At 66.1% G+C, this 13,868-nt stretch carries 13 protein-coding genes; 6 read left to right on the top strand and 7 right to left on the bottom strand.

Annotation, left to right across the window (positions count from 1 at the left end):
* Nucleotides 1-86 precede the first annotated feature (86 nt).
* The 3 genes from ABD687_RS01735 to ABD687_RS01725 all read right to left on the bottom strand — a co-directional run bounded on the left by ABD687_RS01735 (nucleotide 87) and on the right by ABD687_RS01725 (nucleotide 2,523).
* The gene (locus ABD687_RS01735) at nucleotides 87-1,049 is read right to left on the bottom strand and encodes an Fpg/Nei family DNA glycosylase (RefSeq protein ID WP_302266306.1); all 963 of its coding nucleotides are present in this window, start codon (nucleotides 1,047-1,049) and stop codon (nucleotides 87-89) included.
* A 20-nt stretch (nucleotides 1,050-1,069) separates the two neighbouring features.
* Entirely contained in the window at nucleotides 1,070-1,543 is a 474-nt protein-coding gene (locus ABD687_RS01730; RefSeq protein WP_264269095.1) for a ribose-5-phosphate isomerase, read from the bottom strand.
* Nucleotides 1,544-1,698: 155 nt separating this feature from the next.
* Entirely contained in the window at nucleotides 1,699-2,523 is an 825-nt protein-coding gene (locus tag ABD687_RS01725) for an aspartate dehydrogenase domain-containing protein (protein WP_302266305.1), read from the bottom strand.
* 195 nt (nucleotides 2,524-2,718) lie between these two features.
* Between ABD687_RS01725 and pepN the strand changes: the two genes are divergently transcribed.
* The 4 genes from pepN to ABD687_RS01705 all read left to right on the top strand — a co-directional run bounded on the left by pepN (nucleotide 2,719) and on the right by ABD687_RS01705 (nucleotide 7,232).
* Nucleotides 2,719-5,262, top strand: a complete 2,544-nt coding sequence (gene pepN, locus ABD687_RS01720) for an aminopeptidase N (RefSeq protein ID WP_302266304.1) — start codon at nucleotides 2,719-2,721, stop codon at nucleotides 5,260-5,262.
* An 82-nt stretch (nucleotides 5,263-5,344) separates the two neighbouring features.
* Nucleotides 5,345-5,854: an OsmC family protein gene (locus ABD687_RS01715; RefSeq protein WP_310287820.1), complete on the top strand. Its 510-nt coding sequence runs from the start codon at nucleotides 5,345-5,347 to the stop codon at nucleotides 5,852-5,854.
* Nucleotides 5,823-6,521, top strand: a complete 699-nt coding sequence (locus ABD687_RS01710) for a DNA alkylation repair protein (protein ID WP_310287823.1) — start codon at nucleotides 5,823-5,825, stop codon at nucleotides 6,519-6,521. Before ABD687_RS01715 ends, ABD687_RS01710 begins: the two co-directional genes overlap by 32 nt.
* A 129-nt stretch (nucleotides 6,522-6,650) precedes the next feature.
* Nucleotides 6,651-7,232 (top strand): globin, encoded by a 582-nt coding sequence (locus tag ABD687_RS01705; protein WP_310287826.1) that lies wholly within the window; start codon nucleotides 6,651-6,653, stop codon nucleotides 7,230-7,232.
* Here the strand turns inward: ABD687_RS01705 and ABD687_RS01700 are convergent.
* The gene (locus ABD687_RS01700; RefSeq protein WP_310287828.1) at nucleotides 7,229-7,888 is read right to left on the bottom strand and encodes a DUF8185 domain-containing protein; all 660 of its coding nucleotides are present in this window, start codon (nucleotides 7,886-7,888) and stop codon (nucleotides 7,229-7,231) included. The genes ABD687_RS01705 and ABD687_RS01700 overlap by 4 nt on opposite strands.
* Nucleotides 7,889-8,051: 163 nt before the next feature.
* Between ABD687_RS01700 and ABD687_RS01695 the strand changes: the two genes are divergently transcribed.
* Nucleotides 8,052-8,936, top strand: coding sequence for an acyl-CoA thioesterase (locus tag ABD687_RS01695; protein ID WP_310287830.1), 885 nt, complete (start codon nucleotides 8,052-8,054; stop codon nucleotides 8,934-8,936).
* 114 nt (nucleotides 8,937-9,050) lie between these two features.
* On the opposite strand, the gene ettA is transcribed toward ABD687_RS01695, so the two are convergent.
* A complete protein-coding gene (ettA, locus tag ABD687_RS01690) occupies nucleotides 9,051-10,733 on the bottom strand; it encodes an energy-dependent translational throttle protein EttA (protein ID WP_264269102.1) in 1,683 nt (560 codons plus the stop codon).
* Between the two features lie 149 nt (nucleotides 10,734-10,882).
* Nucleotides 10,883-11,377: a single-stranded DNA-binding protein gene (locus ABD687_RS01685; RefSeq protein ID WP_264269103.1), complete on the bottom strand. Its 495-nt coding sequence runs from the start codon at nucleotides 11,375-11,377 to the stop codon at nucleotides 10,883-10,885.
* A 387-nt stretch (nucleotides 11,378-11,764) separates the two neighbouring features.
* On the opposite strand from ABD687_RS01685, the gene ABD687_RS01680 reads away from it, so the two are divergent.
* A complete protein-coding gene (locus ABD687_RS01680) occupies nucleotides 11,765-12,610 on the top strand; it encodes an aldo/keto reductase (protein ID WP_310287832.1) in 846 nt (281 codons plus the stop codon).
* Here ABD687_RS01680 and ABD687_RS01675 read toward each other — a convergent pair.
* Nucleotides 12,607-13,827 carry an MFS transporter gene (locus ABD687_RS01675; protein ID WP_310287835.1) on the bottom strand — a complete coding sequence of 407 codons (1,221 nt, stop codon included), beginning with the start codon at nucleotides 13,825-13,827 and terminating at the stop codon, nucleotides 12,607-12,609. The two genes, ABD687_RS01680 and ABD687_RS01675, sit on opposite strands and share 4 nt — an antisense overlap.
* Nucleotides 13,828-13,868 lie beyond the last annotated feature (41 nt).

Below are 13,868 nucleotides of genomic sequence, written 5' to 3'. Positions count from 1 at the left end.
GCTGCGCAAATCAGGGTCCGAAACTGCACAGATCCTTGTCAATCCGCTTGTTCGCGAATCGGACGGGGCCATGTCCGCCGAGCCGTTCAGTTCCGGGACCGTGCCGGCGGCTGGCAGCCCGGGCACCAGTAGAGCTTGCGTGCCGCGACCTCGGCCAGCGAAATGGTGGCGCTGCAGATGCGGCACCCGCGTCCCTGCCGCTGGTAGGTGTAGTAGGCGTTCTCCGGCCACAGCGGTCCGGACTCGTCGCGGTGTTCGGCCCGGGTGGTGATGATTTTTCCGTCGCGGACCCCATCGCCCATGATCGAGACGATGTCGTCCCACAGGATCCCGGCCTTTCGTGAGGACAGCTCGTTGCTGGGCAGATACGGGTCGATCCGGGTGCGAAAGAGTGTTTCGGCGCGGTAGATGTTGCCCACCCCCGCCAGCACGCCTTGGTCCATCAGGGTGGTTCCGATCGGGGTTCTCTTGCGTGCCAGGCGCGCCACGAAGTCCTTGCGCGCCGCACGCGCAGCGGCTTCGTTCGCCTCCGTGGAGCCCCTGCCCTTGGCCAGGTTGAATTCGCCGGCGGCGGCCACCAGAGGGTCGGGCCCAAGTTTGGCACGCACCGCCAGCACCTGTTCCCGGGTGAGCACCTCGCAGGCGCTGGGCCCGCGCAGGTCCGCCCAGCCGTGCTCGGACACCAGACGAGCGCGCACCTGGCCCACCGGCTCGGGCGGGCCGGCATAGGGGCCCGCCTCTTCGTCGGGCCCCTGCTCGCTCTCCCCCACCTTGCGCGGGGCGCCGATCGAGGAGGCGCCGGAGAAGTGTTCGTCCCCGCCAAAACTCCAGGCGCCATAGAGTCCCAGGTGCACCCGCAGCACCAGGTCGTTTTCGAAACCCAGGAAAAGCTGCTTGCCGTGCGCGTGGGAGGAGATGAGTCGTTGGGCGTCGATCAGCCTGGCCGCTGGTGCGAAGCGGCCCTGCGGGGAGGAGACGGCAAGGACTTGCCCGCCAAAGACGTCGTCAAATTGGCGGGCGAGTCGGTGTACGGAGTGGCCTTCGGGCATGGTGGTGTTCCGTGGCGACGTTAGGCCACGACCTCGCCGGTGGTTTCGTAGGTGGCGATCTTGCCGATGCGGCGAATGTGGCGCTCGACATTGGAAAACGGCTCGGACAAGAAGGCCTCGATGATGCCGGTGGCTTCCACCAACGAGTGCTGGCGACCGCCGACCGCCACGACGTTGGCGTCGTTGTGTTCGCGGGCCAGGCGCGCAGTGTCGAGGTTCCAGGCCAGTGCGGCGCGGATGCCCACGACCTTGTTGGCGGCGATCTGCTCTCCGTTGCCCGAGCCGCCCAGCACGATGCCCAGCGAGTCCAGGCCGGCGGCCCGGTCGGCAACAACGGCAAGGGCAGCATTGATGCAGAAGGAGGGGTAGTCGTCCTCGGCGTCGTATGCGGTGGGACCGTGGTCGACCATCTCGTAGCCCTTGGCGCGGAGGTGTTCGATGAGGTGGGCGCTGAGCTCGAGGCCTGCGTGGTCGGTGGCAATGTGAACGCGCATGTGTTGTGTCCTTAGACCGTGGAGGGGGAAGATGCAGGCACAAGCCTAGCCCCGGGTGCAGCATGGCACTAAGTCGATGACCCGCCGGGCGCCGGCGATCCACCACGATGACGAAGCCGAAACCCGCAAGGCGAGCGAGTGCGGGGGTGCGGCCGCTAGATGAAGTGCGGCCCCCGCCCGCCCAACCGAAGCAGGCCGGAGACCATCGAGCGCGCGGTCAGGACGCTGGTGGCGGGGTTGGCAGGGTCCGGGAAATTCTCGATCGCGAACCTGTAATTCCCGCCGTGCCCGCGCATCTCGATCACATGGCTGGTCAGCGTCGCGCCCGGATCGGCAACGATGTCAACGCGGACCAGGCCCATGTCCCCGGCCGCCAGCCCCAGCGCCGCCGCAACGTTGATGTTGGAGGGAAAATGCCGGACGGCATCGGCCACGGAACCGCCAAAGACGTGGCGGGGCACGCCCGCGGCCCCCGCCGCGGCAATCGATTCCCGCAGTTCATCCGCCAGTCCCGGGTGCAACAGTGCCGCCGGCGCCTTGCGCGTGCCCAGGGCGATGCGCTCGATGGTCCCCGCCGAGGCCCGGACGAGGTCCAGCCCGCCGATGGCGCCGGTGGACAGGTGGCAGCGTCCGGGCCCTTCCTCCAGTAACGTGGCGCGCAGCCGGTCATCGACAAGCGCCCCCAGGGAGGCGACGAGCAGGTCGGTGCCCGCCCCGAGAATCCCGGGGCCATAGGTGCGCACCGCCGCCGGGGAGGCGCATTCAACAATGACATCGGCCCGTTCCGTGGCGGTTTCCAGATCCATCACCGGGACCAAGTGCCCGTCGGGCCCGGCCACGCGGGTCGCTCCGGTCCGGCCCTCCAGCGCGGCCCGGTCAAGCACCCCGAGCACCCGCACGTCCTGCGCATGAGGCGCCAGCATCCGGTGGACAGCCCGGCCGATTGCGCCATATCCCAGAAGAACCACATCAATTCCCATGTCATCCATCAAACCAGTCCCGCGCCACTTGCGGCACCGTGGGGTGTTGGTGAGACAATAGGCACACTGTTCAAGGCTTGTTTCACACTCCGGCGCCGCCCCGCAATCCACACCGCCGCGGCGCCGCGCCGGGTGGCAGGCCCGAAACACCAAGATTTTCGCCACCGGCAACCATCGAAAGGCGCGTCAGCGACCATGCCAGGAATGAACCTCACCCGCGAAGAGGCCCGCACCAGGGCCGCATTGATCACCGTCCACTCCTACGACGTCGAGCTGGACTTGACCGGGTCCGACACCGTCTACTCCTCGCGCACCACCGTCCGCTTCTCCGCCGTCGAGGGCGCGGAATCCTTCATCGACGCCGTCACCGATGCCGTCCGCTCGGTGAACCTCAACGGCACCGAGCTGGACCCGGCCGAGGTCTCCGACGGCGTGCGCATCGCTCTGCCGGGCCTCGCCGCGGAGAACACCCTGGTCATCGACGCCGATGCGCTCTACATGAACACCGGCGAGGGCCTGCACCGGTTCGTGGACCCGGTGGATGACGAGGTGTACCTGTACTCGCAGTTCGAGGTGCCCGATTCCCGGCGCATGTTCGCGGTCTTCGAGCAGCCCGACCTGAAGGCCACCTTCGCGTTCACGATCACCGCACCCGCGCACTGGGACGTCATCTCCAACGCCGCCACCCCGGTGCCGGTCGACGCCCACGACGGCGCCAAGACGTGGGCGTTCGCGCCGACGGCGCGCATCTCCTCGTACATCACGGCGCTCATCGCCGGCCCGTACCAATGCGTCCGCTCCGAGCTGACCAGCAGCGACGGACGGATGATCCCGCTGGGCGTCTTCGCCCGCGCCTCGCTCATGGAGCACCTGGACGCGGAGAACATCTTCACGCTCACCCGCCAGGGCTTCGAGTTTTTCGAGAAGCAGTTCGGCACCCCGTACCCGTTCGAAAAGTACGACCAGCTCTTCGTGCCGGAGTTCAACGCCGGGGCCATGGAGAACGCCGGGGCGGTGACGTTCCTGGAGTCCTATGTGTTCAGGTCCCGTCCCACCGATGCCATGGTCGAACGCCGTGCCATCACGGTGCTGCATGAACTGGCCCACATGTGGTTCGGCGACCTGGTGACCATGCGCTGGTGGAACGACCTCTGGCTCAACGAGTCCTTCGCCGAGTTCATGTCGACGCTCGCCGCCGCGCAGAACACCGAGTTCACCTCCTCGTGGACCACCTTCAACATCCTGGAGAAAAACTGGGCCTACCGCCAGGACCAGCTGCCCTCAACCCACCCGATCGTCGCCGAGATCCGCGACCTCGAGGACGTGCAGGTCAACTTCGACGGGATCACCTACGCCAAGGGCGCCTCGGTGCTGCGCCAGCTGGTCGCCTGGGTCGGCCAGGAGGAATTCATGGCCGGGGTGCGCAGCTACTTCGCCAAGCACGCCTGGTCCAACACCGAGCTGCCGGACTTGATGCGCGAGCTTGAGGCCTCTTCCGGCCGCGACCTGTCAGAATGGTCGAAGCTGTGGCTGGAAACCGCCGGAGTCAACACGCTGCGCGCGGTGATCTCCACCGACGATGCGGGACTGATCACCGATTTCTCCATCACCCAGACCGCAGTCGCCGAACACCCGGTGATCCGCCCGCACCGCCTGGCCGTGGGCTTCTACGACCTTGATGCCGCCGGGTCGCTCATCCGCGTGCACCGCGAGGAACTCGACGTGGCCGGCCCCACCACTGCCGTCCCGGCCCTGGTGGGGCGCAAGCGACCGGCGCTGGTGCTGGTCAATGACGACGACCTGGCCTATGCCAAGATCCGGCTGGACGGGCAGTCGCTGGCCACCGCCACCGCACACCTGAAGGACTTCGAACAATCCCTGCCGCGCACCTTGGTCTGGGGCGCTGCCTGGGACGCGGTCCGCGACGCCGAGACCCCTGCCCGCGCCTATCTGGAGCTGGTGCTGGGCAACATCGGGCACGAAACCGATTCCACCGTCATCATGGTGCTGCTGCGCCAGCTGAATACAGCCCTTGACTACTACGTCGACCGCATGGGAGCCCCGGCGGCGCGCCTTGCCGCCGCCGACCGGCTCTGGGAGCTGGCACGGGCGGCGGAAGCAGGCTCCGACGCACAGCTGCAATTTGTCGGCGCCTTCGCCCACCTGGCGCACACCGGCCCACAGCTCGACGCCGTGGCCGCGCTGCTCTCGGGCGAGCTTGTGCTGGAGGGGCTGGAGGTGGATGCGGAGATGCGCTGGGACCTGCTGACCTCCCTGTCCGCCGGCGGTCTCGCCGACGCCGGGGCCATCGCGGCGGAGCTGGAACGCGATGCCACCTCCACCGGGCAGCTGTCCGCCCACACGGCACGGGCCGCCATGCCCACCCCCGAGGCCAAGCGTGCGGCCTGGGATGCGGTGATCGGCGGAAAGCTCTCGAACCTCGAACAGCGCGCCGCCATCACCGGCTTCAACCACGTGCACGATCCCGCCCTGATCGCCGGCTACGTCGAGGAGTACTTCGACGTAGCCGGCACGGTGTGGGAAACGAAGAGTTACGAGATTGCCCAGCAGATCGTCACCGGGCTCTACCCTGCGGCGCAAACCACCCCGGAAACGCTGGCCAAGACCGACGCCTTCCTGCATTCGCTGGGCGAGGACTCCCCCGCCCTGCGACGGCTGGTCATCGAAAGCCGCGATGCGGTGGTCCGCGCGCTGGCAGCCCAGGCCGCCGACGCCTAGCGCCACCGAGGCCGCGGAAACTCGGGTGGATGTCGGTGCGTCATGTGCACCGGCATCCCCCGTCTGCGGCGAGAATGGAGTCATGAACCTGGCCCTGCACAACTATCGCGTTGACATTTCCTGGACCGGCAACCGCGGCCAAGGGACCTCCGGGTACCGCAGCTACGGACGCGACCACGTCATCCGCGCCGCCGGCCTGCCCGACCTGCCCGGCACCGCCGACCCGACCTTCCACGGGGACAAGGACCGCTGGAACCCGGAGCAGCTGCTGCTTGCCGCCCTGTCCCAGTGCCACATGCTTTCCTACCTGCACGTGGCGGTGAAGCACTCCGTGGTGGTGACCGGCTACACCGACGCTGCCGCCGGGGTGCTGCGACTGAACCGCGACGGCAGCGGGGAGTTCCTCGAGGCGACCCTGGCCCCGCGCGTGGCACTGCAGGACGAATCCCAGCGCGAACTTGCCGACTCGCTGCATGCGGCGGCCAACGCCGTCTGCTTCATCGCCCGCAGTGTGAATTTCCCGGTGCACCACGCCCCGGTGCCCCCCGGGCCCCTGAACCATGGACGGGAGGCAGGCGCATTCGGCCCTTGACCTGCTCACCGCCAGGCTGCTGCCGCATATTGTGGACGGCAAGGCAGCGGCGGCACAGGCCTACATGAAGACCACGCAGCCCTTCCTGGGCGTTCCGGTCCCCGAGGTGCGCCGCATCGCGCGCGACTTCGCCCGGGAGACGGGTGCCGCAAGTGCCGCGGACCGCCTGGCACTTGCCACCGAGCTCTTCTCCGAGGCCACGCACCGGGAACACTGGTACGCCGCCCAGGAGATCTGTGCCGCCGCATCCTGCCGAGGGCGCCTGGAATTCCTGCCGCTGTATGAGCGGATGGTCACCGAGGGCGCCTGGTGGGACATCGTCGACGGTTGTTCGCGGCGCTACGGGGAGCTGCTGCGCGCCCATCCGGAAACCATCGGCCCGATGATGCGCGAGTGGTCCCGGGACGCCAATGGGTGGAAGCGCCGCCAATCCATGATCTGCCAGCTGCACCTGGGTGAACACACCGACACCGACCTGCTCGATGACGCCCTGGCAGCCAACCTGGACGACACGTGGTTCTTCATTCGAAAGGCACTGGGCTGGGCGCTGCGGCAATACGGCAAGACCGACCCCGCCTGGGTAAGGTCCTGGGTCGACGCACACCGGGCCCGGATGAGCCCGCTGTCCATCCGCGAGGCGCTCAAGCACCTGGGCAAAACGCCGTAGCCTGCCCGTGGCCCGTCGGCGGCGTTCTCACGCCCTGCGCGAAAGCCCGGCGGACGGCACCGCTTCCACGGGATAATGGGCGTTGAAGGGTCCCGGGCCTCAGCCGGGAACTGAAAGGACACCACCGCCGTGAACGCGAACCACCCGGAACAAGATTCCACCCCCAAGCCGGTCCTGTTGCCGGCCGGCCAGAGCCTCGGCAAGCCCGTGGCGCAATTGCGCCCGGTGGGCGCCTCGCTCAGTGCCAGCCTGCCCGAGGGCCGCCTGACGCCAAACGACGACCACGACCCAAGCCAGTACGAGGGCACCTTCTACGCCCAGGTCGGCGGCCGGGAGACGTTCCGCAAGCTGGCGGAGAAGTTCTATGAATCGGTCGGCGAGGACGCGGAATTCCGTGCCATGTACCCGGAGACCGACCTGCGCCCGGCGACCATGCGCCTGCAATTGTTCCTGGAGCAGTACTGGGGCGGCCCCACGACCTATTCCGAGCGCCGTGGCCACCCGCGCCTGCGCATGCGGCACGTGCCGTACACCATCAATTCGCACAACCGCGACGTCTGGCTGCACCACATGCGCATCGCCGTGGATTCCCTTCAGCTGCCGCCGTTGCAGGCAGACACGCTCTGGGACTACTTCGACCGTGCTGCGCATTCGCTGATGAACGCGCCTGACGAGGCGCCGGGGTGCCCGGCCGGCGCCCAGTCCACCTAGCCCAGGACGCCGCCCTGGCGTGCCACCACGTGCCCGCCGCCGCTACTCAGGCGCAGCCACTGCCCGGAGGCAAAGAGCGTGGAGGTGGCCCCCGCACGCAGGAACCCCAGCGCATGCGCGCCGAAGGCCATGCCCAGCGGCATCGGCGTCTGGACACCTTCAACGGGTGAGGACCAGATGCGGGCGCGCACGGTCTTGAGCACCGGCTTGCCGGCATTCTCCGGCAGGGCCTGGGCCACCACGCCGATCCCCCGCATCGCCTCGGCCAGCAGCGCATCGTCCTCGAGCGTCTCGCGCTGTTCCCAGCCGCCGCGTGGAACCTGCTGGCCCGCCCACGATGCCTGGACCTCCGCGGGGGGAATCGACAGCTCCAGCGAGGCCCCGCCCATGCGGGCCAACCGGTCGGTCAACGCGGAGATGGCAAAGACCCCGCCGGCTTCGGCCGGGCGTCCCAGGCGCACCGCGCGCATCCCCAGCACGGTGGGTACCGAGTCCCCCAGGAACTCGGGATAGAGCACCGGGACGTAGAGCGCCAACGCGCTGCCGGCGGCCTGGATCAGCACCGCTCCGTCCTCGATCGAGCGTGCGCGGGAGAAAAACGTAGCCAGGTCCGCGACGGTTTCCTGGTCCTCGAGTACAACGGTTTCACTTGCCATGCCTTCATACTTTCATGTCCCGCACCGCTGGACTCAATGCCGTTGCCCGCGCCGACGCATGCCGGAACACGGCAGCGGCCACCCGCCGGAGGTTACGGCGAACCCGCCGCGGGGGCGATAGTGTCTTAGCAGATCAATATTCCTGGCCCCTAGGAGCAGACACGTGAGCACCAACGACACCACGACGCAGAAGCTGATTGAGCTGCTGGAGCTCAGCGGGGACCCCGAGGCCCGCACCGACGAGGACATCTTCGTGGGCCACACCCCGCCACAGGCGCGCAACCGGGTCTTTGGCGGCCAGGTGCTGGGGCAATCGGTCATGGCCGCGTCCAAGACCATCGCCGGGGACCGCCCGATCCATTCCATGCACGGTTACTTCCTGCGCGCCGGGGACGCAGCCCTGCCCATCACCTTCGGGGTGCAGCGGCTGCGTGACGGCAGGTCGTTCTCCGCCCGCCGGGTGCACGCGTACCAAAACGGCGTGCCGATCCTGTCGATGATCGCATCCTTCCAGGCCCCCTCGGAGGGGCTCGACCACCAGGACACCATGCCCGAAGGCATCCCGGATCCCGATTCTCTGCCCACCACCGCCGAGCTCATCGGAGACCTCGACCATCCGGTCGCGCAGGAGTACGCGTTCAACCGGCCCTTCGACATCCGATACATCAGCGAACCGCTGTACTTCAAGGGACCGCAGGACCGACGGGCGGTGAACGCCGTCTGGATGAAGACGACGGCCCCGATGCCCGACGACGATGCCATGCACCGCGCCGCGCTCGCCTATGCCAGCGACTACACGCTGCTGGAACCGGTGCTGCGCCGCCACGGGCTGACCTGGATCGCCCCGGGCATGTCGGTGGCGAGCCTGGACCACGCCATGTGGTGGCACCGCCCGTTCCGCGTGGATCAGTGGCTGCTCTATGTGCAGGAATCCCCCAGCGCCTCCGGTGCCCGCGGACTGGCCACGGGCAGGATCTTCAACCGCGAGGGCCAGCTGGTGGCCACCGTCGCCCAAGAGGGCATGGTGCGCATTCCGGAGGAAGGCTAGCGACGCGGCTACACCAAGAAGGGGCAGGCGGTGCGGATGAATTTTCATCCGCACCGCCTGCCCCTCTTTGCGGGCTGGGTCCCGGGATACCCCGGGCCGAAGCCCTGGCGACTGTTAGTCGCGGGTCAGTCGACGGTGCGTGACGCGGTGCGGCTTGGCAGCTTCCGGACCCAGGCGTTCGACCTTGTTTGCCTCGTAAGACTCGAAGTTGCCCTCGAACCAGTACCAGTTGGACGGGTTCTCGTCGGTGCCCTCGTAGGACAGGATGTGGGTGGCCACACGGTCCAGGAACCAACGGTCGTGTGACACGACCACTGCGCAACCCGGGAATTCGAGCAACGCGTTTTCCAGCGAGCCGAGGGTTTCGACGTCGAGGTCATTGGTCGGTTCGTCAAGGAGCAACAGGTTGCCGCCCTGCTTGAGGGTCAGTGCGAGGTTCAGGCGGTTGCGCTCACCACCGGAGAGCACGCCTGCCTTCTTCTGCTGATCCGGACCCTTGAAGCCGAAGGCCGAAACGTAGGCACGCGAGGGAACCTCGACCTGGCCGACCTGAATGTAGTCGTTTCCCTCGGAAACCACTTCCCACAGCGACTTTTCCGGGTCGATGCCGCCACGGTTCTGGTCAACGTAGGAGATCTTGACGGTGTCGCCGACCTTGAGTTCACCGGAGTCGATCGGTTCCATGCCCACGATGGTCTTGAACAGGGTGGACTTGCCCACGCCGTTGGGGCCGATGACACCCACGATGCCGTTGCGCGGCAACGAGAAAGTAAGGTTGTCGATCAACACACGGTCGTCGAAGCCCTTCTTCAGGTTATTGGCCTCGATGACAACCGAGCCCAATCGTGGGCCCGCCGGGATCTGAATCTCCTCGAAGTCGAGCTTTCGAGTGCGTTCGGCTTCCGAAGCCATTTCCTCGTACCTAGCCAGACGGGCCTTCGACTTGGTCTGGCGGCCCTTGGCATTGGAGCGAACCCATTCGAGTTCCTCGCTCAGTCGTTTGGCAAGCTTCTGGTCCTTCTTGCCCTGGACCTCGAGGCGCTCGCGCTTCTTTTCCAGGTAGGCCGAGTAGTTGCCTTCGTAGGCGTGCAGGCGACCGCGGTCGACTTCACAGATCCACTGGGCCACGTGGTCCAGGAAGTACCGGTCGTGGGTCACGGCCAGAACGGCACCGTGGTACGCGGACAAATGCTGCTCGAGCCACAACACGGACTCGGCGTCAAGGTGGTTGGTGGGCTCATCGAGGAGCAACAGGTCTGGCTTCTGCAGCAACAGCTTGCACAGCGCCACGCGGCGTCGTTCACCACCGGAAAGGTGGGACACCTCGGAGTCTCCCGGCGGGCACTGCAAGGCATCCATGGCCTGCTCGAGCTGGGAGTCAATATCCCAGGCATCGGCACTGTCAATGGCTTCTTGCAGGTGGCCCATTTCTTCGAGCAACGCGTCGAAGTCGGCACCGTCCTGGGCCATCTCCTCAGAGATCTCGTTGTACCGGGTGATCTTTTCGTAGATCTCCCCAACGCCCTCCTGGACGTTGCCCAGGACCGTCTTTTCCTCATTCAGCGGCGGTTCCTGCAACAGGATTCCTACGCTGTATCCCGGGCTGAGGCGTGCCTCGCCGTTGGAAGGTATATCCAGCCCTGCCATGATCTTAAGGATCGTCGACTTGCCAGCACCGTTCGGTCCAACCACGCCAATTTTTGCGCCTGGGTAGAAGGACATGCTGACATCGTCGAGGATGACTTTGTCGCCAACGGCCTTGCGAGCCTTGGTCATCGTGTAAATGAATTCCGCCATGCCATCAAGGCTAGTGCCTCGGAGAGTCTTACTCCCAATTATCGCGCCCGGTTTAAGCCGAGGGGGCATGTTCCTGCCCACATCCGGCGGCCACGGCGCCAATGCGCCGTGGCCGCCCACACGTTCGACGACTTTTGTGCCCGGGGACGCTAGGCAGCCTCCGTGTCCGCGCCCTGCCCCGAGTCCGGCCAGCCGGTCACCGGGAACTCGCTGTTCGACTCCTCGGGCTCCCTCTCCGCCTTGCCGTGACGGAGGTGCTGCTCGGTGTTGTCGTCTCCCCCTGCGCGCCTGACTCTTTCAAAGCGGCTGACCCCGAACCGCAGGTCGTGGCCAAGCGCCATGGCGTCGATGTCCACGCTGAATCCACGCGTTCCGTCCTGACGGTCGTATTCGCGGACCTGCATCTTGCCGTAGACCACCACGTGGTCGCCCATGTGAATGCTGGCAAGCATGTTGGTGGCCATGGCACGAAAGCAGGAGACGGTGTACCAATTGCTGTGCACGTCGTTCCATTGCCCCGTCTCGGGGTCCTGCCTCCGCTCGTTGCTGACCAGGCGAAACTTTGCAATGAGCGTGCCGCTGCTCCCCCCGCTCGGGCGGGGTTCGGTTCCCACCACCCCGCGCAACGTAATGTGGTCCGTCATGGTGCACTCCAATGTTCGGCTCTGGGCAAGTACTTCTTGCCCCGTCACCCAAGCTTGGTGTCGCTATCGCGCCGCCAGGCAGCGAGGGGTCGGTGCTGTGGACAAGTGGCTGGAGGGATTGAAATGGTTTCCCGCCTTCGATGTTTGTGTGGGGAACTGAGCGGGTGACCTCGCAACCCGATGGACAGGGGCATAGCGATGAGCCACCGGCGACCGCATCGCTTTCGCACTGTGCCCCGAGGCGGCTTCGTTGAATCGCACAGGTCGCGGAAGACCGGCCTTCACCTCCCCGGAGCAGACCCTGCGCCGTCTAGAGTCCTCGACTCACTAGGCCGTTAGCGTGTCCTGCCCCTATCGGTATTCCAGCTGGTGCCATAGCATGGCCAAATGCCAGACAACTATGCATCGGTCCCGTTACGTGAACTCAATAATGGCGCCTTCATGCCATCCATCGGCTTGGGCACGTGGCCGCTGGATGACATCCAGGCCGGAGCAGCAGTAGCCCACGCGTTGGATGCCGGATACCGGCTCATTGACACCGCGGAAAACTACGGCAACGAGGAAGGAATCGGCGAGGGCATCGGCTCGACGTCGGTTCCCCGTGAGGAATTGTTCATCACTTCCAAGTTCAATGTGCAGTGGCATTCGGTCCAGGGCGTGCAGGACGCCTGGGAGAACAGCTGCAAGCGGCTGGGCATGGAATACCTTGACTTGTTCCTGATCCACTGGCCCAATCCGCAGGAGGGAAATTACGTCCAGGCCTGGGAGGGCTTGGTCAAGCTGCTGAAGCGCGGCAGGGTCCGGGCCATCGGCACGTCGAACTTCACGGTCGGGCAGCTACAGGAACTGATGGACGCCACCGGCGTGGTTCCGGACGTCAACCAGGTACAGCACTCGCCGTTTTGGCTCAACGACGAACGGCTGGCCTTCCACGCCAAACACGGGATACTCACCGAAGGCTGGGCTCCGCTTGGCCGTGGAAAGCACGACCTTCTCAGCTCTGCACCGGTGCTCGCTGCGGCCGAGGATCACCGTGTCACTCCGGCGCAGGCAGTGTTGCGCTGGCAAATCGAGCGGGGCGTCGTGCCCATTCCGAAGACCTCAAGCCCCGAGCGACTGGCCGAAAACCTCGATGTCTTTACGTTCAACCTCTCCCCCGAGGAGATCAAGGCCATTGACGCGTTGGACGGCACCGCCGATGAGCCGGCCGATCCAATGAGTTTCGGGCACTAGTCCACTCGCTGCGGCCTCGGGGTCAGCCCCGGGACCGCAGTGGCCTTTGGCGTGATCAGCAACGTCACGAACAGGATTCCCGCCACGAGGATGAAGGCATTGAGCACCCCGTAGTGTTCGCCGAGGAAGCCCAGCACCGGCGGCCCCACAAGCATGGATGAGTAGCCGAAGACTGCAACAATGCCCACGCGACGCGGCCCATCGGTTGGGTGGGCCGCGGCCACGCTCATGCCAACAGGGAAACCGAGGGATCCGCCCAAGCCCCACAGGACTGCGCCGGTGAAAACGGCCCAGGGGGCCGGGGCCAGGATGAACAGCACGATGCCGGCCAGCCCAAGCAGGCCCATGAACACCAGAACCCTTTTGTGGCCGATCCGGTCGATCAGCGGTCCGCCGAAAATGCGTCCTGCGGTCATGGCGGCGACGAACGCGCCGAAGACCAGCGCCCCGGAGGCCTCGCTGAATCCGTGGTCGTCGACGGAGGCAATGGTGAGCCAGTCGTTGGCCGTGCCTTCGGCAAAGGCCAGCCCGGCGACCATGAGCCCGATCAGCATCAGGTGTCCATCGCGGAAGATGCCGGTGAAGCGCTGCCACCGCGTCGCGGCGCGGACAACAACTTCGCCGCCGCGGGCTGCTGGCGGTTCAAGCCCCGACACGTTGCGGACGAAGTAGAGGCCCAGACCCATGATCAGAACGCCGACGATGGTGAAGTTCCACATTACGTTGATCCCTATGCCTGCCGCACCGGCGCCCAAGACCGCTCCGATGATGGTTCCGAAACTGAAGAACGCGTGCATCAGCGGCAAGAGTGTCTTGCCCTGGGAACGTTCGACCGCCGCTCCGTCGACGTTCATCATCACGTCGGTGGTGCTAAAAACGAAGCCGTAGAGGACGAGGATCGTCATGGCGCCCACGGTACTGCCGAGCATTTCGGTCACTGTTCCCAGGACTGCCAGCGCCGCGCCCAGAATGAGCAGGCCCAGCATGATGCCGCGGCGGATACCCAGTCGTGCCAGGATACCTGGAGCGAAGGCCAACCCGCCGATGGATCCAATGGCCAGGGCAAACAGCAGGATACCAACGTCAGAGGTTGAAAGATCGAGCTCCATCCGGACCGCCGGAAGCCGGGCAACCCACGTCGCAAACGCGAAACCGCACAAGAAGAAGATGCCAAAGATGGAGTTGCGCCAGGCGGTGTGGCTTGGCGTTGGGTCCACTTCGACGGTTGCTTCGGATTGGCGCGGCAATGGCATTCTTT

Origin of the sequence: Paeniglutamicibacter sulfureus, from assembly GCF_039535115.1 — a bacterium.
GTDB classification, from domain to species: Bacteria; Actinomycetota; Actinomycetes; order Actinomycetales; family Micrococcaceae; genus Paeniglutamicibacter; species Paeniglutamicibacter sulfureus.
The sequence above is the reverse complement of the archived record's forward strand: the minus strand, read 5'-3'. Positions and strand labels throughout refer to the sequence as shown.

Bases quoted from the DNA above. Each gene is read 5' to 3' on its own strand.
- ABD687_RS01735 (WP_302266306.1), bottom strand. From the start codon at position 1,049: ATGCCCGAAGGCCACTCCGTACACCGACTCGCCCGCCAATTTGACGAC.
- ABD687_RS01730 (WP_264269095.1), bottom strand. From the start codon at position 1,543: ATGCGCGTTCACATTGCCACCGACCACGCAGGCCTCGAGCTCAGCGCC.
- ABD687_RS01725 (WP_302266305.1), bottom strand. From the start codon at position 2,523: ATGGGAATTGATGTGGTTCTTCTGGGATATGGCGCAATCGGCCGGGCT.
- pepN (WP_302266304.1), top strand. From the start codon at position 2,719: ATGCCAGGAATGAACCTCACCCGCGAAGAGGCCCGCACCAGGGCCGCA.
- ABD687_RS01715 (WP_310287820.1), top strand. From the start codon at position 5,345: ATGAACCTGGCCCTGCACAACTATCGCGTTGACATTTCCTGGACCGGC.
- ABD687_RS01710 (WP_310287823.1), top strand. From the start codon at position 5,823: ATGGACGGGAGGCAGGCGCATTCGGCCCTTGACCTGCTCACCGCCAGG.
- ABD687_RS01700 (WP_310287828.1), bottom strand. From the start codon at position 7,888: ATGGCAAGTGAAACCGTTGTACTCGAGGACCAGGAAACCGTCGCGGAC.
- ettA (WP_264269102.1), bottom strand. From the start codon at position 10,733: ATGGCGGAATTCATTTACACGATGACCAAGGCTCGCAAGGCCGTTGGC.
- ABD687_RS01685 (WP_264269103.1), bottom strand. From the start codon at position 11,377: ATGACGGACCACATTACGTTGCGCGGGGTGGTGGGAACCGAACCCCGC.
- ABD687_RS01680 (WP_310287832.1), top strand. From the start codon at position 11,765: ATGCCAGACAACTATGCATCGGTCCCGTTACGTGAACTCAATAATGGC.